This is a genomic window from Natribacillus halophilus (assembly GCF_900100185.1).
Classification (GTDB): domain Bacteria; phylum Bacillota; class Bacilli; order Bacillales; family Marinococcaceae; genus Natribacillus; species Natribacillus halophilus.
Genome location: NZ_FNEN01000002.1, coordinates 298,249 through 322,089, shown reverse-complemented (window position 1 = coordinate 322,089; position 23,841 = coordinate 298,249). Strand labels below are relative to the sequence as shown.

21 protein-coding genes and 3 pseudogenes are annotated in these 23,841 nt (G+C 47.6%); 15 read left to right on the top strand and 9 right to left on the bottom strand.

The features are described 5' to 3' along the window. The first annotated feature begins 62 nt into the window (after positions 1 to 62). Positions 63 to 473 (top strand): GNAT family N-acetyltransferase, encoded by a 411-nt coding sequence (locus tag BLS58_RS03890; RefSeq protein WP_090396239.1) that lies wholly within the window; start codon positions 63 to 65, stop codon positions 471 to 473. A gap of 130 nt (positions 474 to 603) precedes the next feature. Here BLS58_RS03890 and BLS58_RS03885 read toward each other — a convergent pair. Both BLS58_RS03885 and BLS58_RS03880 read right to left on the bottom strand, forming a co-directional pair. Further along, positions 604 to 729: pseudogene (locus BLS58_RS03885) on the bottom strand (MerR family DNA-binding transcriptional regulator); the annotation flags it as partial. A 249-nt stretch (positions 730 to 978) separates the two neighbouring features. Next, entirely contained in the window at positions 979 to 2,070 is a 1,092-nt protein-coding gene (locus BLS58_RS03880) for an RNA-guided endonuclease InsQ/TnpB family protein (RefSeq protein WP_090396238.1), read from the bottom strand. A 232-nt stretch (positions 2,071 to 2,302) separates the two neighbouring features. On the opposite strand from BLS58_RS03880, the gene BLS58_RS03875 reads away from it, so the two are divergent. The 3 genes from BLS58_RS03875 to BLS58_RS03865 all read left to right on the top strand — a co-directional run bounded on the left by BLS58_RS03875 (position 2,303) and on the right by BLS58_RS03865 (position 3,604). Continuing rightward, positions 2,303 to 2,644: a hypothetical protein gene (locus BLS58_RS03875; protein ID WP_090396237.1), complete on the top strand. Its 342-nt coding sequence runs from the start codon at positions 2,303 to 2,305 to the stop codon at positions 2,642 to 2,644. Between the two features lie 130 nt (positions 2,645 to 2,774). Next, positions 2,775 to 3,173: an MOSC domain-containing protein gene (locus BLS58_RS03870; RefSeq protein WP_245723044.1), complete on the top strand. Its 399-nt coding sequence runs from the start codon at positions 2,775 to 2,777 to the stop codon at positions 3,171 to 3,173. Positions 3,174 to 3,175: 2 nt separating this feature from the next. Then, positions 3,176 to 3,604: a GNAT family N-acetyltransferase gene (locus tag BLS58_RS03865; protein ID WP_425433662.1), complete on the top strand. Its 429-nt coding sequence runs from the start codon at positions 3,176 to 3,178 to the stop codon at positions 3,602 to 3,604. A gap of 133 nt (positions 3,605 to 3,737) precedes the next feature. Here the strand turns inward: BLS58_RS03865 and BLS58_RS18315 are convergent. Both BLS58_RS18315 and BLS58_RS03850 read right to left on the bottom strand, forming a co-directional pair. Then, positions 3,738 to 3,920 (bottom strand): annotated as a pseudogene (locus tag BLS58_RS18315) (Uma2 family endonuclease); the annotation flags it as partial. Between the two features lie 405 nt (positions 3,921 to 4,325). After that, complete coding sequence (locus tag BLS58_RS03850; protein WP_090396233.1) at positions 4,326 to 5,261, bottom strand: S66 peptidase family protein; 936 nt, start codon at positions 5,259 to 5,261, stop codon at positions 4,326 to 4,328. Between the two features lie 110 nt (positions 5,262 to 5,371). Between BLS58_RS03850 and BLS58_RS03845 the strand changes: the two genes are divergently transcribed. Next, positions 5,372 to 5,797, top strand: coding sequence for a pyridoxamine 5'-phosphate oxidase family protein (locus tag BLS58_RS03845; RefSeq protein ID WP_176764591.1), 426 nt, complete (start codon positions 5,372 to 5,374; stop codon positions 5,795 to 5,797). A 43-nt stretch (positions 5,798 to 5,840) separates the two neighbouring features. Here the strand turns inward: BLS58_RS03845 and BLS58_RS03840 are convergent, their stop codons facing one another. The 4 genes and pseudogenes from BLS58_RS03840 to BLS58_RS03825 form a co-directional block, all read right to left on the bottom strand. Continuing rightward, positions 5,841 to 7,814: a TRAP transporter permease gene (locus tag BLS58_RS03840; protein WP_090396231.1), complete on the bottom strand. Its 1,974-nt coding sequence runs from the start codon at positions 7,812 to 7,814 to the stop codon at positions 5,841 to 5,843. A gap of 21 nt (positions 7,815 to 7,835) precedes the next feature. Further along, positions 7,836 to 8,360, bottom strand: a complete 525-nt coding sequence (locus tag BLS58_RS03835; RefSeq protein WP_090396230.1) for a DUF1850 domain-containing protein — start codon at positions 8,358 to 8,360, stop codon at positions 7,836 to 7,838. 16 nt (positions 8,361 to 8,376) lie between these two features. After that, positions 8,377 to 9,354: pseudogene (locus tag BLS58_RS03830) on the bottom strand (TAXI family TRAP transporter solute-binding subunit). A gap of 503 nt (positions 9,355 to 9,857) precedes the next feature. Then, positions 9,858 to 11,060, bottom strand: coding sequence for a phospholipase D-like domain-containing protein (locus tag BLS58_RS03825; protein WP_090396229.1), 1,203 nt, complete (start codon positions 11,058 to 11,060; stop codon positions 9,858 to 9,860). A 190-nt stretch (positions 11,061 to 11,250) separates the two neighbouring features. Here BLS58_RS03825 and BLS58_RS03820 point away from each other — a divergent pair, with 190 nt between their 5' ends. The 5 genes from BLS58_RS03820 (at position 11,251) to BLS58_RS03800 (ending at position 18,091) form a co-directional block, all read left to right on the top strand. After that, the gene (locus BLS58_RS03820; RefSeq protein WP_245723042.1) at positions 11,251 to 13,368 is read left to right on the top strand and encodes a heterodisulfide reductase-related iron-sulfur binding cluster; all 2,118 of its coding nucleotides are present in this window, start codon (positions 11,251 to 11,253) and stop codon (positions 13,366 to 13,368) included. Between the two features lie 20 nt (positions 13,369 to 13,388). Then, positions 13,389 to 14,567 carry an acetyl-CoA C-acetyltransferase gene (locus BLS58_RS03815; protein WP_090396227.1) on the top strand — a complete coding sequence of 393 codons (1,179 nt, stop codon included), beginning with the start codon at positions 13,389 to 13,391 and terminating at the stop codon, positions 14,565 to 14,567. A gap of 36 nt (positions 14,568 to 14,603) precedes the next feature. Continuing rightward, entirely contained in the window at positions 14,604 to 15,230 is a 627-nt protein-coding gene (locus tag BLS58_RS03810; protein ID WP_090396226.1) for a TetR/AcrR family transcriptional regulator, read from the top strand. Positions 15,231 to 15,343: 113 nt separating this feature from the next. Next, positions 15,344 to 15,814, top strand: a complete 471-nt coding sequence (gene rpoE, locus BLS58_RS03805) for a DNA-directed RNA polymerase subunit delta (RefSeq protein WP_245723049.1) — start codon at positions 15,344 to 15,346, stop codon at positions 15,812 to 15,814. A gap of 669 nt (positions 15,815 to 16,483) precedes the next feature. Continuing rightward, entirely contained in the window at positions 16,484 to 18,091 is a 1,608-nt protein-coding gene (locus BLS58_RS03800) for a CTP synthase (protein ID WP_090396224.1), read from the top strand. Position 18,092: 1 nt separating this feature from the next. On the opposite strand, the gene BLS58_RS03795 is transcribed toward BLS58_RS03800, so the two are convergent. Beyond that, positions 18,093 to 18,605, bottom strand: coding sequence for a DUF2529 family protein (locus BLS58_RS03795; protein WP_176764589.1), 513 nt, complete (start codon positions 18,603 to 18,605; stop codon positions 18,093 to 18,095). 107 nt (positions 18,606 to 18,712) lie between these two features. Between BLS58_RS03795 and BLS58_RS03790 the strand changes: the two genes are divergently transcribed. From BLS58_RS03790 to rho, 5 genes are all read left to right on the top strand, one after another. Next, the gene (locus tag BLS58_RS03790) at positions 18,713 to 19,078 is read left to right on the top strand and encodes a response regulator (RefSeq protein WP_090396222.1); all 366 of its coding nucleotides are present in this window, start codon (positions 18,713 to 18,715) and stop codon (positions 19,076 to 19,078) included. A 122-nt stretch (positions 19,079 to 19,200) separates the two neighbouring features. Continuing rightward, positions 19,201 to 19,848 (top strand): fructose-6-phosphate aldolase, encoded by a 648-nt coding sequence (gene fsa / locus BLS58_RS03785; RefSeq protein WP_090396221.1) that lies wholly within the window; start codon positions 19,201 to 19,203, stop codon positions 19,846 to 19,848. Between the two features lie 93 nt (positions 19,849 to 19,941). Then, positions 19,942 to 21,228 carry a UDP-N-acetylglucosamine 1-carboxyvinyltransferase gene (locus BLS58_RS03780; protein ID WP_090396220.1) on the top strand — a complete coding sequence of 429 codons (1,287 nt, stop codon included), beginning with the start codon at positions 19,942 to 19,944 and terminating at the stop codon, positions 21,226 to 21,228. Positions 21,229 to 21,242: 14 nt separating this feature from the next. Beyond that, positions 21,243 to 22,211 carry a class II fructose-bisphosphatase gene (gene glpX / locus BLS58_RS03775; RefSeq protein ID WP_090396219.1) on the top strand — a complete coding sequence of 323 codons (969 nt, stop codon included), beginning with the start codon at positions 21,243 to 21,245 and terminating at the stop codon, positions 22,209 to 22,211. A gap of 207 nt (positions 22,212 to 22,418) precedes the next feature. Next, positions 22,419 to 23,714 carry a transcription termination factor Rho gene (gene rho / locus BLS58_RS03770; protein ID WP_090396218.1) on the top strand — a complete coding sequence of 432 codons (1,296 nt, stop codon included), beginning with the start codon at positions 22,419 to 22,421 and terminating at the stop codon, positions 23,712 to 23,714. Positions 23,715 to 23,841: the final 127 nt, after the last annotated feature.

The window sequence follows — 23,841 nt, the reverse complement described above, 5'->3', positions numbered from 1 at the left end:
GTGAGACTATCATGTAAACTACCATATGGACGATCAACCTGAGTATACGGAGGAAAACAACAATGAACGACAAATTCACAATCAGCAAAGAACCGCCGGATCCTACTGAATATAACGATTTGCGTTTGGAAGGTGGCATAAGTGTAAAGTCACAGGAAGCCGCAACCGTTGGTCTGAAAAATTCATTGTGTGCAGTATGTATATACGATCAAAAAACATTGATTGGGATGGGTCGAGTCATCGGTGACGGCGGCGCTTTTTTTCAGATCGTTGATATCGTCGTAAAACCAAGCTATCAGGGGCAGGGGCTAGCAAAGGTGATTATGACGGAGCTCATGGACTTTCTGGAGCAAAATACATATCCCGGTTCTTATGTCAGTCTGATCGCTGATGGCTCAGCCAACAAACTTTATGAACAATTTGGATTTAAGAACACCTATCCCGGATCACAGGGGATGTTTAGAAAGTATTAGAGGGCATGAGTTCGAGGATCCGGAAGGAAATATGATTGAGTTGCTGTATAAGCCGGAATAAGTGAATGTTCAGCAACATGCACTTATTCCATCTTCGTCTATTTTTTACCCAAATAAATCAAAATCGCGTCCCGTAAATTCGATAACCGGAGGAATTTATACGGGCCGGCTTGAGCAATCCGATTTGATCATAGTAGCGAATCGTTCGACCACTAACACTTGACAATCGCGCCAATTTGTTCACTGTATATTCCATGGAGCACCCCCTGACAATCATCATCATAAACCATGACGCTACGTGACATCCTCTCGGTATTAAAATACCGAGCATCCATGTGGATGAAAAGGGGGTTGCTCGCTCCTGTGGAGGGCACATACCGTTCAGGCTAGTAGCCCCGTTGTTCCCTTTCGGACCCACATTCGACGCGACAACCATACCTCATGCCACAGTGAGGCTCCTATGTCAGCTTGTACTGCATAGGCACTTGGTCTATCGGACTTAGTCCTACACCGCCAAGCTCGTGCTTGTTGCTATATTATTCGCAGCATTCATATCAGCGTGCGCTTTATGCCCGCAGCTTGTGCATTGGAATCTATCCCGATGTCGATTGTCTTTTTCTGCATGCCCACATCCAAAACAGGTTTGGCTGGTTTTGTATGGATTTATATCAACCACAGGGATGTTATGCTTGGCCGCCCGCTCTTTAATGAACCGTTTCAATTGATAAAACGCCCAGGAATGAATCGTTCTATCCGCTTTTTTCATTGATTTTGCGGTTTTGCGGATATCATCCAAAGCTTCCATTTTAATGAGCGGTCGATCAAATTGCATAGCAAAATCGACAATGGCTTTGGCTAATTTCCGATTATAGTCTTTCATCCAGCGTTTCTCTTTTTGACCTACACGTTCAATGGCTCGCTGAGCCTTCTTCTTACCTAACGAACGTCGCAGGGAACGGAAGTGACGACGGATATAACCCACTTCTTTACCGGAGAAAAATTGTCGCTGGCCTGATATCGGTTCGGAAAGCACAGCCAGATGTCTTAAACCGACATCTACACCGATAGGGGTATAGGCCTGCAGATTTATGTCTCGATCTAATGGAGAAGATACTTGGATAGGGATCGCCATATACCAATGACGGCCTTTCCTCAACAACTGGATCGTGCCACGATAATCATTATGTTTTTTGGTTAACCATGGGAAAAATGTCTTTACGTCGCTACTTTCCACAACCGGAAGGGTTTTCTTTCCTTGATTGCCGGTGAAGGACATATACCAGCGACCATTCTTTTCGACGGTGTTCCAATTCTGGCCATTAATCCTAACACCTAGAGAGTTTTTAAAAGTAGGAATGTTTTTTGCCTTTTGCTCTTTGAAGTCAGTGACAGCTTGTTTAGCTAAACGAATCGCTTCATTTTTAATGGCGGCCTTTAAATCGGCATCCACATTTTTGGACGAGAGTTTTTCACCATTATTTATTCTCTCCACGCATGTATTTACCGTGGAAGCAAATACTTGTTGTTCATATAACCATTGCTTTTGTTTCGATTTTGACGGGTTTTTCAGTTGAACGAGGATGGTTTGAATCGCCATGGTTGTTCACCTCCCTTTAACAACCATTATACCAAACTATTGTTCGTAACACAACCTAAATAACTGATTTTTCAACGTTGTATTCAAAAAGACCTTGCCATTCATCCCCTTATTTCAATAAGGGGCGTTCTGGCAATTGCCCGTAAACCTCAAGAGGGATTTTTATGCATAAAATGACTCCTTTTGACATAATATACACCCTACAAATTTCATGTATAAGGGTGTAAAAATCATGAACAAATTTGTGGCCGGTGACCGTGTTCTTTTGGCCCGACAATTTTTTGGCGTGGCAGATAATATTTTTCATTCCATTTTTACGGTTGAAGAAGTCAGAATGATCGGGATCGGTGTCTGGTATGACATAAGGTCGGAACGGAATAAAGGGGAGCTGGTCCCATGGATCCCTGAAAGAGAGCTTGAAAAAGTTCACTCCCATTTAGAAACGCGTGAGCAGATTGACGCATTACTGGACGAATATAAAGATATTATAGCTTTGCGAGATCATTTCCAGGATTCACAATACGAGGAAAAGGCAAAGCGAATAGAAGACAAAATAAATCGTTTATTAGAATGAATCACTCCCTGCAAATGTTGCAGGGAGTTTTTGCCCGTTATAAGATGAGAGGAAAGAATTCTTAAGGAGCAGGTATGGTATGCACAGTCAACTTAGAAACATATGGATTAAACGCGTGAAGGGAGGGCCCATGGACCAAGTCGAAGAAGCGATTTTGGAAAAAGATAAGGGGATCGCGGGAAATGCCAATCAGGGAGGCCGTCGTCAGGTGACGATCATTGAAGAGGAGATATGGGAGAAAATGATGAACGAATTGGGCGCCTCTCTGGATCCTTCGCGTCGACGCGCCAATTTGCTGATTAGTGGCGTGTCTCTGCAGGAAAGTCGTGGAAAAATTCTTCGTATCGGAGATAGCAGCATTGAGATATATGGAGAAACCAAACCTTGTCGGCAAATGGATGAAGCCCTTCCCGGTTTAAAGGATACGATGTTTCCGGAGTGGCGTGGCGGTGCTTTCGGAAAAGTATTGAGTGATGGTCTGATTCGACGGGGCGACAAAATCGAGTTACTGGATGATCAGGGGATATGAGTGTGGAGGTCAGAAAAGCAACGGTAAATGATGCAGCTGAATGTGCTGAATTGATGCAACATTTGGGGTATCCGACCACGGCGCAAAAAATGGAAACGAGATTACGTGAGATCACATCCCACCCTGATTATCATACCTTAATCGCTGTACATGACGGTAAAACTGTCGGGATGATCGGGTTAATCAAAAGCTTTTTCTATGAAAGGGATGGCATCTATGTTCGTATCGTAGTGAATGTAGTAGATAACAACTATCAAAATTTGGGAATAGGAAAATCACTCATGCAAGCAGCAGAACATTGGGCGAAAACAATAGGAGCAGATGTGATGGCCTTAAATAGTGGGGATCGATCAGAGCGTTCAAATGCGCACATGTTTTATAAAAAATATGGCTTCGCGGAAAAGAGTGTTGGATTTGTGAAAAGCCTTTGAAAGGGTGGCAAGGTTCACTCTTCTGTGATCTCTGGGATATTTTCCAATATGTCATTGATGGTAAAGGAAACACACTGGAGTTGTTCTGATTGAATGTCGTCATCCCCGGTGTATACATAAGGTATTGTTCAAGCGCCTCATTTGCGGGGTCGACGATCCAGAATTCCGGGACTTTGTAAGTGGCATAGGAGCGCATCTTGCTTTCCCTGTCTCTTTTTACGGAAGAAGGTGATAAAATTTCCACGACAAGATTGGGAGCTCCGATGAGGCCTCTTTTTTTCACTACTTCAGAAAAGCGGTCTCGGTGAACCAGCACTAAATCCGGTTATCTTTCATTGCATTCACCTCCAGTATCACCATGATAGCATAAAATAATAGCGAGATTTTTGTGTTAGATTTAGATCCGCACCGCTGCGTCCACGGGTTTCATAAAGGATCCTTTCGATATGTACGAATCATTTGTAGGAACCAAGTTGGCTATTCGGACAATTCCACTGATGATCGGTGAAAACTGTCCGAATAGAGCGCTCATTCGGACAAAAGAAGGGGCTGATCAAGTCAAGATTGTCCGAATGGGAGGATCATACGGACACAACCAAGATCATTCGGCAAAAAAATGTCCGAATCCGAAAGACGCGTTTTTCGACCACATCACCAGATTTTTTGTCTTGATATAGGTCTTCAGTTCCGCTATTTGCGCACGTTTATATTACATCCCGCCTTAGATCACCACGCTTTCCAGGATATCGATATGTTTATTCGTCGCATCTACCCGGGTGCCAGCCCCGAGTGGTAGTGTAAGTTGGAAGTCCCCGTGGCCGGCTTGCACATTATAAATCGTCGGCTTGCCGTAGGGGGCGAGGATGCGTTCACATACCGCGAGCACGTTTTCGCCCTGTGGATAAGCTGTGGACGTACAATCCTTGCACGTTCCGAGAATGAATCCCGCTGCCTCATCAAGTTTTCCCGCTAATGCCAATTGCGTAAGCGCCCGATCCACCCGATATGGTTCCTCGCCCACATCTTCAAGAAAAAGCACCTTTCCGCGTGTATCAATTTCAAAAGGTGTGCCCATCAATCCGACAAGAACGCTTAGATTCCCGCCGGTTAAAATGCCCGTTGCCATCCCATGAACAAGGGTTTTCATCGGATAGTGTTCCGGATTCACCAATCGCTGCGGCCAGCTTTCAGCTCGCAGGCTTTGCAAAAAATGCTCGACCGTAAAAGGGGGAGCCTCAAGCAGGTCCGTCGCTGCCATTGGTCCATGCAACGTGATCATTTTACTATTTTGCTGGAGCGCAATGTGCAGGGCGGTGATATCGCTATAACCGATCAATAGTTTCGGATGTTTTGCAATCAATGAATAATCCAGGTGAGGGAGAAGGCCCGGGGTTCCATACCCTCCGCGTAAACAAAGAATCCCGTCGACTTCAGGATCGACAAAAAGCTGGTGCAATTCGCCGACACGACTGCTGATATCGCCGGCCAGAAAATGAGGGTTATTTTTTTCAAAACGACGGGCCAGTTGGGTATGAAAACCAAGATTTTCAATCACAGCGATTGCCTTATCCAACGCTTCCTTTTTAACAGGGCTCGCGGGCATGGCGAGCCCGAGTGTATGTCCGGGGCGAAGCGCACGGCTTTTTATTTTTTTCAAAGCAGTCAGCTCCTTCCAAGGCCGTTATTCATCCATATGCTGTAAGGTGAGTAAAAATAAGAACTTTCGGGTATGGTAACGATAGCCAATATTTGAAGGGGGAAACTATCGTGTCCAGGGAAGAATTGCAAGAACGCGTGGCCGAAGTATTGAAATTGAACCGCATAGGCGTATTATCCACGATTAAGGATAATCAGCCTTATGCCCGGTATATGACGTTTCACCATGAAGGGTTTACCCTTTTTACCCCTACAGCGGAAGATACCCACAAAGTGGAGGATATTGAAGATAACCCGCACGTTCATATTTTGCTCGGGTATGAAGAACGTGAACGCGGTGAAGCTTTCCTTGAAATTGAGGCGGAAGCGGAAATCGCTACTAATCCCGACGACCGCAAGAAAGCCTGGTCAGAAAAAGTCGCCGAAAAATATAGTGGACCGGAGGATGATCGTTTTATCGTCCTCATCTGCCGACCGACCGTGATCCGTTATCGTAATGATGACGAGCTGGAGACGCCGCAGGAAATTACGTTATAAAATGAAGAGGCTTGCGCACAGTCAGCGCAAGCCTTCACTAATGTTAATAAGCTGTGGATAAGTCGGGTGTCCCTTGCCGCTTTCGAGTAATGAATTGAATAGCTAGAATCGCCACAAGAATGGCCAACGAAATAACGTCTGACATCACGCCCGGGTAGAGGAACATGATCCCTCCAACGGCCATTAATGCGCTGAACAAGAGATTAAGCTTGTAGAGAAAATATCTTTCTGCCGCGATACCAATCATTAGTACCCCAACGGTAGCGGTTATGATAACGAGGATGCTGTTCAGTAAGGCTGTGTCAATCAATAATAGCGACTCGTTATACACAAACATAAACGGAACGACAAACCCGGCCAAGGCTAATTTCAGCGCGTGGAAACCTGTTCGCATCGGGCTGCCTCCTGATAAACCGGCGGCAGCAAAGGCTGCGAGCGCCACAGGCGGCGTGATGTTGGCGAAAATGCCGAAATAGAAGACGAACAAGTGCGCCACAACCGGCTGAACGCCGAGTTGAACGAGAGCGGGAGCGGCCATTGTCGCCGTAATGATATAGGCGGGAATACTTGGCATCCCCATGCCGAGAACAATACAAGCCACCATCGTGAATAGAAGGGTTAAGAACAAGCTTTCGCCGCCGATGGCCACGATCGCATTGGCGAGGTTAATGCCGAATCCCGTTAAACTGGAAATACCGACGATAAACCCGACTGTGGCACAGGCAACGGCAACGGTAACCGTCGTGCGTGCTCCCGTTTCCAACGCATCAATCATATCTCTAATGTTCATACGTGTGGATTTGCGGAACGCGCTAACGACGACGGTAACGACAATGGTCCAGGCCGCGGCATAAATCACCGTCACTCCGGCGATGAACAGCATATAAATAAGAAAGAAAATCGGCAACAGCAAGTGCCCACGCTCTTTCAGAACGTCGATGATGTTTGGTAGTTCAGCGCGTGGAATCCCGGATAGATTGTCTTTGGTCGCACGCACATGCACTTGCGTGAGAATGCCGAGATAATAGAGTAGGGCCGGTAAAATGGCAATTAAGGCAATTTCCGCGTAAGGCACGCCCAGTGTCTCCGCCATAATAAAAGCGGCAGCCCCCATAATGGGCGGCAGAAGTTGACCGCCCACCGAAGCGGAAGACTCCACAGCCCCGGCGAAGTTGCGGTGATAGCCGATTTTCTTCATTAAGGGAATCGTAAAGTTACCGGTAGTAACCGTATTCGCGATCGCCGAACCCTGAATGCTGCCGAGAAAACCGGTGGCTATGACCGATACTTTCGCGGGGCCGCCTTTCTGTTTCCCGGTAATAGCTAAAGCGAGATCATTGAAAAGTTGCCCCATTCCCGATTTTAATAAAAAAGCACCAAAGATAATAAAGAGAATAATATAAGTGGATGATACCCCAACAGGCGTACCAAAAATCCCTTCCGTCGTCATATAAAACTGCTCGGCTAATTGTGACCAATCATAACCCCGGTGTGTAAAAATCCCCGGCAAATCCTGGCCAAACATCGCGTAAAGAATAAAAAGTAATGCGAGAATCGGCAGGGCAGCGCCGGTTACCCGTCGGCCGGCTTCAAAAACAAGGATGACCAGTAACGTCCCCATAATGATATCTTCGGTAATGGGCAATCCACCACGGGTAACAATGTCCTCATAATTGACGAATAAATAAATCGTGGAAGGGATAGATAAAAGGGCCAGTCCAATATCATAAAAAGGCAGACGATCTCTTCTTGCTTTTTTCGTCGGCGGAAAAAGAATAAAAACAAGGATGAGTATAAAGGAAACGTGTAAGGCACGATGGACGAGTGTTGGGACGGGTGGTCCGGTAAAAGCGGTAATAAGATGATACAGCGACATGGATACGGCAATAACTGTAACAAGGATCACGAGAAAACGGTTATTAAAGCTGCGGAGACGGGATTCCGTATCATATTTTTCAAGTACTTCTTCCTGGTTTTGATCCAGCTGTTCATCAGTTCGCGCATTTTCCTGATTCATGATGTTCGTTCACCCTTTCTGTCAGAAGAAGCTAGATACGAACGGCACCTCCCTTTCCACTTTCATTTCCATCGGTGTCTGATCGGGAAGCGCGGTGGTTTCAATGGTTGTCCGGTCATTAATCGAGATGGTGTAATCCACGTTATAGGAATGAAACCAATGGTAGGCCTCAAACGTTTCGTGTAAATCCGTGATGATCATAAATCCGTCTTCCACCCTTAATGTACCGTCTGTGTCCTCCGGTGTGCCAGCGCCATACGATTTAAACCGTGTTTCGGTCAAGATCAAGTGGTCTTCTTCGTTGATCCGAAACGTTTCGATCCATGGTGTGTGTTCGACGGAGTGAATCCAGCCGATTTCCACTTCATCGCCTGCTTCGACCGGTTTTTGTAAAACAACTTCATCCGTACGCTGGGAAGAGAAGGTGAGGTACGTTTGTTGCGGAAGAAAATACCAGAAAGCGAAAATAAGGATAACAAGCGTAAGCGTTCCGATTATTATTTTTTTCATAAAGAACATGAGGGAGCGGACATACCGCCCCCTCATCCCCCTCGCTTTCTTTTTATTCGTCGAGAACGCCTTCTTCTTCGAAGTACTGTTCAGCTCCCGGATGCATAGGCACGTTTAATCCTTCTTCGACGTCTTCAATGTCAATATCTTCAGCAGCATCGTGGGAGGCGTGAATATCATCCAGGTTTTCATAGAATGCACGGGTGAGTTCATAGACTTCTTCGTCGGATAGATCGGGATTAGGGATTAATTGATTCGTGATGGCAGCTGTCTGAATGTCTTCATCATTGTCATACGTATCGGCCGGAACTTCGTGTTCAAGGAAAGATTCATAGTTTTCCTCCAAATACTCCATGCCGTCGTCTTCGACTTCGACAACAGTGACATCATTGGTGCTGCTCAAATCCATAGCCGCCGGGTTGGGAAGGCCACTGGTGACGAACGCGGCATCGATGACGCCGTTACGGATTTGGTCGATCGCTTCCCCATAATCCAAATAATCTTCATTGATATCGTCATAGCTCATGTCATGAGCTTCGAACATCATACGCGCGTTTAATTCTACACCGGAATTGGCATCGCCGATAGCTACATCTGCGCCTTCAAGGTCGGAAAACGTTTCAATGCCTGACCCCTCCGTTGTAATGATTTGAACAACATTCGGATATAAACCGCCGATGCCGACCAGGTTATCCATGGGCTCTTCATCCTCGAATGGGCCGAAGCCTTCTTACGCTTGCTCGGTGGCATCGGCCATCACAATGGCAAGCTCTGCCTGATCGCTTTGCAACAGGTTAATGTTTTCAACCGAAGCTCCTGTCGCCTGGACAGATGTATCGATCCCTTCGTCTTCATAGATATTGGACATGGCGCCGGCAATCTGATAATAAACGCCTTCCGTCCCACCGGCAGCAATGGTCACGAACAAGTCTTCCACATCTTCGCCGTCATCTCCGTTTTCACCGGCATCTTCGTCTCCGTTGCAAGCGGATACAAGTAAAGCCGTTGTGATGACCCCAAGGAACTTCATCATCGATGTTTTTCTCATGCTATTATTCCCCCTATTATAAAAAATTAATAATGTATAATTATAAATCAACACATTGTATTCAGCAAGTTTTAATTGTATGTCCCTGCACTGAACACCTCCCCAGAATTCAGCCTAAAAAAACCAGTCTACTCTTTCGTGCACGATCTTTTGCACTGGGCAGTAAACTGGCTGATAACATAACCCTAGAACCTATCCGGGCGCTGGATAGGGTAAGATCTAATCAGTTTATCGTGTTCAAAGATTATCATTGGAAGCGATTTCAGTCAAGTGCTTTAAAGCGCTACTTGATTATGTGGAAAACAGTGTCAGCAAACGGTTAAAAATGAGTGATCTCCTGTAGCTGTGAATTGGTTTATGACGCCCTAACTCGTTAAGGAGAGAGTCGTTAAGTCGTCAACATTGATTTTTGGAGCCCTAACTTGTTAAGACGGAAGTCGTTAGGTCGTCAACGTTGGTTTATGGCGCCCTAACTCGTGCGACCGTCACAAAAGATCCGAAATCCACGTAGCGACTTTCGTCTTCGCTTTTTCAAACCATGTGCGCTGTTCAATGTCCTGCATCGTGATTTGTTTGGCTGATGACATATCTTCCCGCACGATGGCTTCAGCGTCGGCTATCATGTGTCCGGGTTCATGAAAGAAAAGATCCAACTCATCATTTAAGAAAAAGCTGCGCTTATCGAATTTCGCTGAACCGATATTCAGGAATGTTCCGTCGATGATAATCGCTTTGCCGTGGAAAAACCCGGGAGTGTACTCATAAATATTGACATTAGCTTGCAATAGTTTGCGAAAGTAGGCATAGGCTCCGTCCTTAACAAGCGGGTGATCTTCTTTTCGTGGAAGCAAAATGTCGACTTGTACTCCCCGTTTGCCCATGTCGACGACCGCACTCTGAATGAGATTGCCGGGAACGTAATAGGGGCTGGCAATAAGGACATAATTCTCGGCCGACTCGAACCATTCAGCGAGGTGGTCAGCATGGCCAAGCCCTTCGGTTGCGAATAACTGCAATGGCTCTGATCCTTGCTCCCGGGTTGCGGGCAAAATATTATTCGGAACGGTCCCGCCTGCTTCTGCCCAATCGTCCAGAAAGACTTCCTGTAAATCGGCGACACCTTCTTTTTGTAATCGTACATGGTAATCCCGCCAGTATCCCATTTGTTCTTTTCCCACGTATTCATCCCCAACATTAAAGCCTCCGCAATAGGCGATCTGTCCGTCGATAACGGTGATTTTACGATGGTAGCGACGGTTCCCGCTATAGAAGATAAACGGAAATCCCGGCTTATGCGCATAGGCAAAAGAAACGCCCGAAGCTTGTATGCGTTTGATCGTAGCTTTACCGAGTCTGCTGCCAAAGCGGTCCACGAGCAGGCGCACCTGTATGCCGTCTCGTGCTTTCCGTTCCAATAGCGCCAATAGTTGCGTGCCGATACCTGGTTCCTTGATAATAAAAGTGGACATATGAATATGGTTTTGCGCCTGCTCGATATCGGCAAACAAGTATTGAAAATACTTGCGGCCATCCTTGAGCAATTGGGCCTCCCCGTGGCGGCGGTGAAATACTTTTGCTGTCGACGCAAGGTGTTGATGCCGTTCGCGGCCATATCGAAAATCAATGATGAACCAAATGGCGATGATCAGCACAACGACGATGATCGTGATCAGGATCGTCATGAACATAACTGCTGCCTCCGTTCTTTTGTACTCCTTTTTAATATGCCCTTTATTATTGTTGTCATGAACATTTTTATGCTGTTAAGGTCCCTTCTATATTTCACGGAAGTGAAAAAATGAATGGATATTCAGTCTGTTTTTTGTTATACTTGTCTCAAATCATAAAGATAAACATATGGGAAAGGGGAAGTTGAGAGTGGGAGACATCCTTTATTGGTTACATGTAATCGCTTTCCTGGCGGTGACACTCTATGCCCTGTTTTTATTTTATAGAGCGGTGAAAACAAGGGTTGATTTCATACGCCTTGGCGATAAACCGAATTTTATTTATTCTCTGAAGGAACGGTGGAAAGCAGTGCTGGTCAATGTGTTTGGCCAGAAGAAATTGTTAAAGGATAAGAAAAGTGGCATTATCCACGTGATTTTCTTCTACGGGTTTATCATCGTTCAGTTCAGTGCGATTGATGTCATTTGGAAGGGTTTAAATACGGGGGGAAGCTTGCCGTTTGGCCCGTTGTATCCATTTTTTACATTGTCACAGGAAATTGTCGTACTCATCATTCTTTTCGGTGTCGTCTGGGCGTTTTATCGCCGGTATATCGAGAAGATCGTCCGTTTGAAGCGCGGCTGGAAAGCCGGCCTTGTCCTTATCCTCCTCAGTGGGGTCATGGTGTTTAAACTGGCTGCAAAGGGAGCGGAAACGGTTTGGCTGGCAGGCAGCACGGCGAGTATTTATGAGCCGGCCTCTTCTGTGATTGCCCTTGCGATTGAGCCGCTGGGAGCAACCGCTGCCGGTGTGTTATTCTACGTTTTCTGGTGGGCACATTTACTGTTTTTGCTTACATTCCTCGTCTATATTCCGCAATCGAAGCACGCCCACTTGATCGCGGCTCCGGCCAATGTGTTTGTGGGACCGACGAAGCCGACCGGTAAACTAGAATCGATTGATTTTGAAGATGAAACAAAAGAAGAGTTCGGCAAGAACAAAATTGAAGATTTTGATCAGAAACAGTTATTGGACTTGTATGCCTGTGTGGAATGCGGGCGTTGTACGAATGTGTGCCCGGCGACCGGGAGCGGGAAGATGCTGTCGCCGATGGACTTGCTGATCAAGATGCGCGATCATTTGACGGAAAAGGGCGCCGCGATCACCTCGCAATCCCCCTGGATGCCCGCGTACGCGTTTAGTGATGCGACAGGGAACCAGCTGGCCGACCAGGGTGGGAATGATGAAGTGGCCGCAACGAAAGATGTGCACAGCATGAATCTGATCGGCGATGTCATCACCGAAGAAGAACTATGGGCTTGCACGACGTGCCGCAATTGCGAGGATGCCTGTCCGGTGGCGAACGAGCATGTCGATAAAATCCTTGATATGAGACGCTATCTCGTTCTAACAGAAGGAAAAATGGACCAGGATGCGCAGCGCGCGATGATGAACATCGAGCGCCAGGGCAACCCGTGGGGCATTAACCGTAAAGAACGGGAGAACTGGAAAGACAGTCGTGAAGATATCGAAGTACCAACGGTTAAGGACTTGAAGAAAAAAGACGAATCGTTCGATTATCTCTTTTTCGTCGGTTCGATGGGCTCCTATGATAAGCGCAGCCAGAAAATCGCAGCGTCGTTTGCGAAATTGCTCAACGAAGCAGGCATTTCCTTTGCCATCCTCGGCAACAAGGAAAGAAATTCTGGGGACACACCGAGACGGATCGGCAATGAGTTTCTTTTTCAGGAGCTTGCGACCAAGAATATCGAGGAATTCGCCAAAAATGATGTGAAACGTATTATCACCATCGACCCGCATGCGTACAATCTCTTTAAAAATGAATATCCGGAGTTCGGTTTGGAAGATGTGGAAATCTATCACCATACGGAATTTCTTATGCAGCTTTTGGAGGAAGGAAAAATTCAGCCTACCCATGAGGTGAATGAGACGATCACTTACCACGATTCTTGCTATCTCGGGCGTTATAATGAAGTATATGATCCACCGCGGGAAATCCTGCGCGCCGTTCCCGGACTTAACGTCGTGGAAATGGCACGGAATCGCGAAGAAGGTATGTGCTGCGGTGCCGGAGGCGGCTTGATGTGGATGGAAGAAGAAGCCGGCCAGAGGGTCAATGTCGCGCGTACCGAGCAGGCATTGGAAGTGGATCCGTCGATGATCGGCAGCGCCTGTCCTTATTGCTTGACGATGCTCAGTGACGGTACGAAAGATAAAGGGCTCGAAGATGATATCGAGACGCTTGACGTTGTGGAAATCCTCGAACGTTCCGTTGTCGGGACAGGTTTAAAGGAAGCATCCGCATAATTCAATCAGGGGGGATTAAAATGGCAGAAACAGTAATTGTATCAGGGGCAAGAACGCCTTTTGGCAAGATGGGCGGCGCGCTGGCTTCGTTATCGGCGATGGATCTGGGCGGTCACGTTTTAAAAGCAGCGATGACGCGTGCCGGAATGGAATCGAACCAACTAGATGAAGTCGTGATGGGCCACGTGCTCCAGGGCGGCCAGGGTCAGTTGCCTTCAAGGCAGGCCGCACGTGCCGCTGACATTCCGTGGGATGTCAAAACGGAAACGATCAATAAAGTGTGCGCTTCCGGGATGCGGAGTGTGACGCTTGCCGATCAAATCATCCGCAGCGGCGATGGCAAACGGATCGCCGCCGGCGGGATGGAATCCATGAGCCAGGCACCGCATTTTCTGCCGAGTTTACGTTTTGGCCAGAAAATGGGGGATGCGAAGCTCGTGGATGGCATGGTCCATGATGGCTTGACGTGTGCCTTTGAAGGCGTGCACATGGGTGTTTACGGGAATCGCAATGCATTTGAGTTTAATATCAGCCGCGAGGCCCAGGATGAATGGGCTGCGCGCAGTCATGAACGTGCACAGCAAGCGACGGAGAGCGGACGATTTCAAGATGAAATCGCTGCGGTAACGGTTCCGCAAAAACGCGGTGACGACGTCGTCATCGACCGGGACGAAGCGATTCGCGAAAACGTATCTGCAGAGACATTGGCGCAACTGCCCCCGGCCTTTGACAAAGACGGGACGATTACAGCCGGCAATGCTCCGGGGGTAAACGATGGGGCCAGTGCCTTAATCATTATGGAGCGGGAAGCGGCGCGTGCCGATAACCTTGAACCGTTGGCGACGATCGTCGGGCACACGGCGATCGCTGTGGAAACAGAACGCTTCCCGCAGACACCGGGGCTTATCATCGATAAACTTTTGCAAAAAACCGGCTATCGCCGTGGCGATATTGATTTGTTTGAAATGAATGAAGCGTTCGCGGTCGTCGCCCTTCTCGGGGAGCAGCTATCCGGCGTGGATGCTGATAAAATCAACGTTAACGGCGGCGCAGTCGCCCTTGGACACCCGATTGGAGCCAGCGGCAACCGCATTTTGCTGACGCTTGCCCACGAGTTGCGACGACGCGGCGGCGGCCTCGGCATCGCGGCGATTTGCAGCGGTGGCGGTCAAGGAGATGCCGTTCTTTTGCAAGTGTAGAATAAATGTTATTAGCGGAATAAGGAAGTGTGACCGATGGACAAAAAACAAGTCCCCGCGATGGTCAAGGATGAACAATTGATTCAAAAACGGCGCGACCAAATGGTGAGAAGCGCCGTCAAGCTTTTTCAGGAAAAAGGCTTTCACCGTACGACTACACGGGAGATAGCCCGCTCATCAGGCTTTAGCGTCGGCACGTTATACGAATATATCGGTGCCAAGGAGGATATCTTATATCTCGTCTGTGATGCCGTTTATGATGAGGTGACGGTCCGTTTTAACCGCTTGCTGGACCAAAGCTTGCCTGCCGCTGAACGGTTCCGGCACATGGTGACGGTTCTTTTTCAAGTGATGGATGAAATGCAGGATGAGGTTCTCGTCATGTACCAGGAGGCGAAATCCTTACCGAAAGAGTCATTGCGTTACGTCTTAAAAAAAGACGAGAGTATGACCGCCGATATACGGAAAATGATTCATGAATGCCGGGATGAAGGTTTTTTGCATGTTAGTGATGAATACGCGCACTTCATGGCTGAAAATATTACAGTGAAAGGCCACATGTGGACGTTTAGACGGTGGGCATTAAGGAAACATTATACATTGGAAGAATACACCCGTTTGCAGCTTGATATGCTGTTATCCAAAACGGATGCAAAGATCTAGCCATTTTTATGGCATAAACAGTGAAATTATGTTTATAATGGTTGATATGCATCTTAATGCCGACAGTTTTTAAGAAAAAACGTTCTTTTGAAAGGGTGTCTGACACTGTGACGATGAGTGAACTTAAACGCGAGCAGGTAGAGGAAATGTCGGCCGTGGAGCTCGCTTACAGAGTACTGAAAGAAAAAGGGGAACCTGTTCATTATAAAGACTTGTTTTCGAAAATTGCGCAGGTCAAGGAAATTGAGACCGATCAGCTTGATGATCGCCGTGCCAAACTGTTCACGGATCTGAACATCGGCGGAAGCTTTGTTCATTTGGGTGCCAATCATTGGGGCCTCAAAGCCTGGTATCCGGTGGACCAATCGGAAGAAGATTTGAGTCGAACCATACAGGCACCTACGCAAAACACCGAGAGTGAGGACAACACGGAAGGCACTGATGATGACCTGGAAGATATCGAAGATGAACTCGACGCGCTTGCCAACGAGGATGACGCCGAAAGCAACGAAAACAATGAATTTGACGGATTTGACAGTGATGAAGACGTTGAGAACGAGGAAGCTGAAGACGACGAGGGTTAATACCTAAAAAATGTGTCCCGCCTATAGGCGGGACACATTTTTTACCGTAAAAGGGTGGTGGGAAAACGTAAGTAAAAGATCTGTCGCCTGGAGATATCTTACGGTAAACGCAAGGTAAAGTCAAAGTCCAACAATTTATTAACAGAAATAACATCCGTCTTTCCACTCTGTGAACCCTCAAGTGGAAGTATTGCCTCTTCGAGAGGGATCAGAAGCGCGAAGTAATCCCTCTGACGGTGATCACACTACCCCGAGAGGGATCAGAAGCGCGAAGTAATCCCTCAAACGGAGTTCGCACTACCCCGAGAGGTACAAGAAACGCGAAGTAATCCCTCAAACGGAGGGAATTGGTATTTTTCGTCTCTACACGCCCGGACATAAGTGATTATATTAACTTTGACGATGCCCTGATGGTAAACGTCTATAATCTTGACTTTTAATTTCGGCGTAGGTAAAATAATTTTTGGGCTTGTTCCGTATACTAAGAGACTAAAAAGTGTGCCCCACCCCGTCGGTGGTCGGCCACACTTTTTTTGTTTTACGGCTTCTAACTTCTCACCTTAAAGAAAACTTGGCTTATCGCCAAGCCTGGCGAAAGCCTTAGTTGCACTTATGCATGATAAGAAAGTTATACTTTCTTATCTGCCAGTAAAGGAGATGGCATCTGGCATGTCTGTAAAATATATATTCGTGACCGGGGGCGTTGTCTCTTCCCTTGGCAAAGGGATTACGGCAGCATCCCTCGGCAGGCTGTTGAAAAATAGAGGCCTAAACGTCACCATTCAAAAGTTCGACCCGTACATCAATATTGATCCGGGGACGATGAGTCCTTATCAGCACGGGGAAGTATTCGTAACGGACGATGGCGCGGAAACTGATCTGGATCTTGGCCATTATGAACGTTTTATCGATATTAATCTCAATCAAAACAGCAATGTGACGACGGGGAAAGTTTATTCAACCGTCATTCGCAAGGAGCGGCGCGGAGACTATCTCGGAGGAACCGTTCAGGTCATCCCCCACGTAACCGATGAGATTAAAGACCGTGTCTACCGCGCGGGGAGCGAATCGAACGTTGATGTCGTGATTACGGAAATCGGCGGAACGGTCGGGGACATCGAAAGTTTGCCGTTTCTGGAAGCTATCCGCCAGATCAAAAGCGATGTTGGTGTGGAAAATGTCATGTATCTTCATTGCACATTGATTCCCGTTCTGAATGCGGCCGGGGAAATGAAATCGAAGCCGACCCAGCACAGTGTAAAAGAATTGCGTTCCCTCGGCATACAGCCGAATGTGATCGTTGTCCGCACGGAACAATCTGTGCCTGCTGATATGAAAGAAAAAATCGCCCTTTTTTGTGACATCGACAAAGACGCGGTCATTGAATGCCGGGATGCGGAGATTCTTTATCAGGTCACCCTCGATTTACAGGCACAAAACCTGGATGCGATCGCCTGTGAACACTTGCATTTGGAAACCCCGAAACCGGAAGCGGACATGACGGAATGGAAGGCGCTTGTGGAAAGGGTCGGTCATCTCTCCAGGAAGATAACGATTGGTATTGTCGGCAAGTATGTGGCCTTGCCCGATGCTTATCTTTCCATTGCCGAAGCCCTTAAACATGCCGGATATGTGTATGACGCGGACGTGGATATCCGCTGGTATAACTCGGAGGATATTACCGACGATAATGCCGCCGATCAGTTTAAAGACGTTGACAGCATTCTTGTCCCTTACGGTTTTGGACATCGCGGCATCGAAGGAAAAATCAGCGCGATTCGCTATGCACGTGAGCATCACATTCCGTTTTTTGGTATTTGTCTCGGTATGCAGCTCGCTTCCGTCGAGTTTGCCCGCAACGTGCTTGGGTATGAGGATGCCGACTCGGCAGAGTTCATCCAGGATACGGAGCATCCCATTATCGATTTACTTCCGGAGCAAAAAGAGATCGAAGATTTGGGAGGCACCCTTCGACTCGGTCTATATCCGTGCAAGCTTAAAGAAGGTTCGGTGGCCAGAGCGGCTTACAGCGAAGAAATTGTCTATGAACGCCACCGGCATCGTTATGAATTTAACAACGCCTACCGGGAAGAATTTGAGCAGGCAGGGCTCATTCTTTCGGGGCAGAGTCCCGACAATCGTCTCGTGGAGATTATCGAATTAAACGATCACCCTTTTTTTGTGGCTGCACAGTTCCACCCGGAATTTGTGTCCAGGCCAACACGGCCGCAACCGCTTTTCCGGACCTTTATCCATGCGGCGTTGCCGGAAGAATGATTCAATCAATCATATCCAGGATCTCAAATATAATCGCTTGATACGCGTATATGATCGCGATTTCTGTAGGATAACCGCGCCTGTCTCCATCATAATCGGGAACGATGGGAGAGGAAGGAGTTGTGATCACGATGGGATCTTCCATGCCTTCGACAAAAGTGAGACGTGGATGGGCCGGTCCCAAAAATACGAGGGGAATATAAGCTTCCAGCAATTGTTGTAATTGGCTTGTATCCTCCTCTGTTTCCGATCCATCTGTAAGGACGAGCAAACGATCGGCAGCGGTTGCTTGTTCTTTTTTATACCAGGGTATAAAATGGATGCGCCCAGGTGTATCTTGATTATGCACGATCGTTTCTGCAAGTGACGCAAAGGGCTTGCCTGCACATACATAGATGTTTCCATTTCCCACAAGTGCTTGTGCCAAAAGACGCGCGCCGTCGGCGATCGTTTCTTCCTCGTTACGAATGGTCGTAAAAACATGTTGCAATTGGGTCGTATAACTCTTTAACATTGAATCATCCCCTTCTTCTCTCACTGTAACAAAAATTTTGTGAAAGGTGTGGTCAATAAACTGACGACAGGATTCTGTGTATACCCTACACATATGAGGAGAGGCCTATGCGAAAAGTAATGGTCGTTGATGACAAGGAAGGCATTCGCACATTGCTCAAAGAAGTTTTACAGGAAGAAGGGTATCAGGTCGAGGAAGCCGCAAATGGTTGGGACGCCCTCGAAAGCGTGAGGAAAACCAAGTATGACCTCATCCTGCTAGACGTAAAAATACCGGGGATTAACGGCGTTGAAGTCTTAAAGAAAATGCGCGCGGAAGATATCATGACAAGGGTCATGATCATGACAGCTTATGAAGAAATGAACACATACGGAGATTTGAAAGAACTCGGGGTGAGTCAAGTATTTTCCAAACCGTTTGATATCCGGGAGGTGCTCCGTAAAGTGAATCAACACATGGCTGCTCGAGAATGAATTTCCAAACACAGTAGTAAAAAAATAGACAAAATGTGTTACAATTGAGCTGGTGGGACACTGATGTTATGACGTTAGTCTGGCGTATGAATACATAAAAGCATTCACTTAGGAGGGATCTTATGAAATTTTTTGTTGATACAGTTAATATAGATGACATTCGGTTGGCCCATGATCTTGGCATTCTCAGCGGGGTAACGACGAATCCGAGTCTCGTTGCCAAGGAAGGCGTTGACTTCAGGTCGCGTTTACAGGAAATCACGGCCATCGTCAATGGGTCTGTCAGTGCGGAAGTGATTGCCACCGAGGCTGAAGATATGTATAAAGAAGGAAAAGAACTGGCGGCGATTGCGCCGAATATTACCGTAAAGGTGCCGATGACGCTCGATGGCTTAAAAGCCGTAAAAGCCTTTAAGGAAGAAGGCATCGAAACGAATGTGACCCTGGTCTTTTCAGGCGCTCAGGCCCTTTTGGCAGCCAGAGCGGGAGCTACGTACGTATCCCCTTTCATCGGTCGCCTCGATGACATTGGTCATAGCGGCGTCAGCCTTATCGGTGAGATCGCAAATATTTTTAATGTCCATAACATTGATACACAGATTATCGCAGCCTCCGTCCGTCATCCCATGCATGTGACGGAAGTGGCCAAACAAGGAGCGAACATTGCAACGATTCCACCGAAAATCATTCACCAGCTCATCCAGCACCCATTGACCGACAAAGGGCTCGATGCGTTCCTTGCCGATTGGGAAAAAGCGAAAGGCGATTGAATGCCGAAGCAAGTCTACAAGAATGGTGCATTGTCTATACTGGAAATATTTGAGGATTGAGTAATAATAGGTGGACGAGGAAGTGACACAGCGATGGAGAAGCTAATGGTAGAGGGAGGGCATGCCCTGTCCGGTCAAGTTCATATTAGCGGGGCAAAAAACAGCGCGGTTGCTTTAATACCGGCTGCTATATTATCGGATTATCCGGTTACGGTCGATAACCTCCCGTTGATCTCGGATGTTGAAATTCTGTCGGATCTGCTCCAGTATATCGGGGCAGATGTGGATCTGAACGGTGAAGCCATAACCATTGATCCCCGCGAGATTAGCCCTATGCCATTGCCGAACGGTCATGTGAAAAAAATGCGGGCTTCCTATTATATGATGGGAGCCATGCTGGGGAAGTTTAAAGAAGCTGAGATCGGTCTCCCCGGTGGCTGCAATCTTGGCCCTCGACCTATCGATCAGCATATTAAAGGATTTGAAGCGCTCGGAGCGTTTGTTTCCAACGAGCAAGGATCGATTTACTTACGGGCTAATGAACTTAGGGGAGCAAGAATTTACCTTGACGTCGTCAGTGTGGGGGCTACGATTAATATCATGCTGGCGGCCGCGCGGGCAAAGGGTCGAACCGTGATCGAAAACGCAGCAAAAGAACCGGAAATTATTGATGTTGCGACGATTCTATCCAGCATGGGTGCGGTCATCAAAGGAGCAGGAACGGATGTGATCCGCATCGAGGGTATCGAAGAATTGCAGGGATGCGCCCATACGATTATTCCCGACCGCATCGAAGCGGGCACATACATGATTACGGCTGCGACGATGGGGAGAGAAGTGACGATCGAGAATATTATTCCCGATCATTTGGAATCGCTTACGGCCAAATTACAGGAAATGGGCGTTGAAGTCGTAGCCAAAGATGATGCTATGGTTGTGCGTTCCCACACGAATCTCAAAGGGGTAGATATTAAAACGCTTGTGCATCCGGGCTTTCCCACTGACTTACAACAGCCGGCAACCGCGTTACTGGCGAAAGCCAATGGCACGAGCATTATCACGGATACGATCTACAATGCACGTTTCAAGCATATTGATGAATTGCGGCGAATGGGTGCTGATATAAAAGTGGAAGGACGTTCCGCAATGGTGAATGGCGGCATAAAATTGGAAGGGGCACGTGTAAAAGCCAGCGATTTGCGGGCAGGTGCTTCCCTCGTGATCGCGGGTCTCTTCGCCGAGGGAATAACGGAAATTTCCGGTGTGCATCACATTGATCGGGGATATGAAGCTTTTGAGGACAAACTCATCGGATTAGGCGCGCGTCTTTGGCGAGAAGAAATGACAGATGAAGAACAGGAGCAACTGAAAAGTTCGTAATGGGGGAGAGGTAAATGGAAAGAAGTTTATCGATGGAGCTCGTACGTGTCACCGAAGCAGCCGCACTTTCGGCTGCGAGATGGATGGGCCGCGGTATGAAAGAGGAAGCGGATGATGCGGCGACTAGCGCCATGCGCGATGTCTTCGATACGATTCCTATGAAAGGAACCGTCGTTATTGGGGAAGGGGAAAAAGATGAAGCCCCGATGCTCTATATCGGTGAAAAGCTCGGAACGGGTTTTGGCCCTCGTGTCGATGTGGCCGTCGATCCCGTCGAAGGGACGAATATCGTTGCCAACGGGCAATGGAATGCCCTGGCCGTCATCGCGATCGCCGATAACGGGGAATTGTTACACGCACCTGATATGTATATGGATAAAATCGCCGTCGGTCCGGAAGCTGTCGGGGCGATCGATTTAAATAAGTCGGTAACGGACAATCTCACTGCTGTGGCAAAAGCGCGCGGAAAAGACGTTGATGACCTCGTCGTAAGCATCTTAAACCGAGAACGTCATCGGGACATTATCGAAGAAGTCCGATCAGCCGGTGCGCGCATCAAGCTGATACAGGATGGCGACGTGGCGGCCGCTATTAATACCGCGTTTAACGAAACCGGCATGGATATGTTAATCGGGGCCGGCGGCGCTCCGGAAGGCGTGATTTCAGCGGTAGCTTTAAAGTGTCTCGGCGGGGACATTCAGGGCTGTCTGCTCCCGAAAGACGAAGCCGAAGCCGAGCGTTGCCGTCGGATGGGCATTGAAGACACAGGGAAAATTCTGAAAATGGATGACCTCGTCGGCGGCGAGGACTGTATTTTTGCCGCGACGGGCATAACGGACGGCGAATTGCTCAAAGGGGTCCATTATAAAAGTACAAAAGCATCGACGCAATCGGTCGTTATGCGGGCAAAATCCGGCACGGTCCGCTTTGTGGACGGCAAGCATAATGTCGATAAGAAACCGGACTTTGTGTTTAAATCATGATGAGTCGCTTCTATTTTTGTCTTACTTTGTCAGAGTGGTTTTTTTAAGCACCGTGATATGTTACCTTGAATTTACCTTTACAGACCGTCCAACTTTACGGGAACTGCCTCGATTCCTTCAGCAAAAAATGGACTGCTGTATTTGCCTCTCCTCATTTATTCCTTATAAAGCCCGTGTTAGTAAAAATATAGAAAGTAGTGATGAATATTGAGTTTATCCCTTGCCGAGCTTGAAGATAAGACGTTGCGCGATCTTTACCGGCTCGCGAAAGAGTATAAAATATCTTATTATAGCAAGTTGACAAAGCAAGAGCTCATCTTCGCGATTTTAAAAGGACAAGCGGAACAGGACGGTCTCATGTTCATGGAAGGTGTCCTTGAAATTATTCAAACCGAAGGTTATGGATTTTTGCGACCGATTAATTATTTGCCGAGTTCCCAGGATATTTACATTTCAGCTTCACAAATCCGCCGGTTTGATTTGCGCAATGGCGACCGGGTTTCCGGAAAGGTTCGCAAACCTAAAGATAATGAGCGTTACCACGGGTTGTTGCAAGTGGCAGCGGTCAATGGCGATGAACCCGACACAGCGAAGGAGCGCCCGCATTTTCCGGCTTTAACCCCGTTGTTTCCGAATGAACGCATGCAGCTGGAAACAAATCCCGGCCGGCTATCGGCCCGGATTATGGATATTATTACCCCTGTGGGTTTCGGACAGCGTGGTTTGATCGTGGCGCCTCCGAAAGCGGGTAAAACATCTTTGCTCAAACAAGTGGCCAACAGCATCACGGAAAACCATCCCCAGTCGGAATTAATTATGCTGCTTATCGATGAGCGGCCCGAGGAAGTAACGGATATCGAGCGTTCCGTCGATGGTGAGGTCGTTCATTCCACCTTCGATGAAGTGCCGGAAAATCATGTCAAAGTGACCGAGCTCGTGTTGGAACGGGCGATGCGGCTTGTGGAACAAAAGAAAGATGTCGTTATTTTAATGGACAGCATCACACGGCTCGCGCGGGCGTATAACCTGGTCATTCCGCCGAGCGGACGAACGCTGTCCGGCGGTATTGATCCCGCGGCTTTCCACCGTCCGAAACGCTTCTTCGGCGCTGCACGCAATATCGAGGAAGGCGGCAGCATGACGATTTTGGCTACAGCTCTTGTAGATACTGGTTCCCGCATGGACGATGTCATTTATGAAGAATTTAAGGGCACGGGTAATATGGAGCTGCACCTGGACCGTCGCCTCTCCGAAAGACGTATTTTCCCATCCATCGATATCAGGCGCTCCAGTACGCGTAAAGAGGAACTTCTCATGCCCAAGAGTCAACTTGAAAGTTTATGGGCGATGCGTAATACGATGAACGATTCCCCGGAATTCATCGACCATTTCATTCGCCGCATCAAAGATACGAAAACGAACGATGAGTTCTTTGAACGCATGGAAGAAGATAAAGCGAAGGCCAATACCAAAACAAGAGTAAGCAGCTATTCTTCGAGTTAAGGATGATCGGCGAATACACGGTTCCGTCAAAGTCCAAATATATTCGCGGATATCCGAGGGAACGGAGATCGCTCCGATCTTTATGACACTTGAAGCGTGTTGTTATACCCCAAAGGCAGGGTATCTC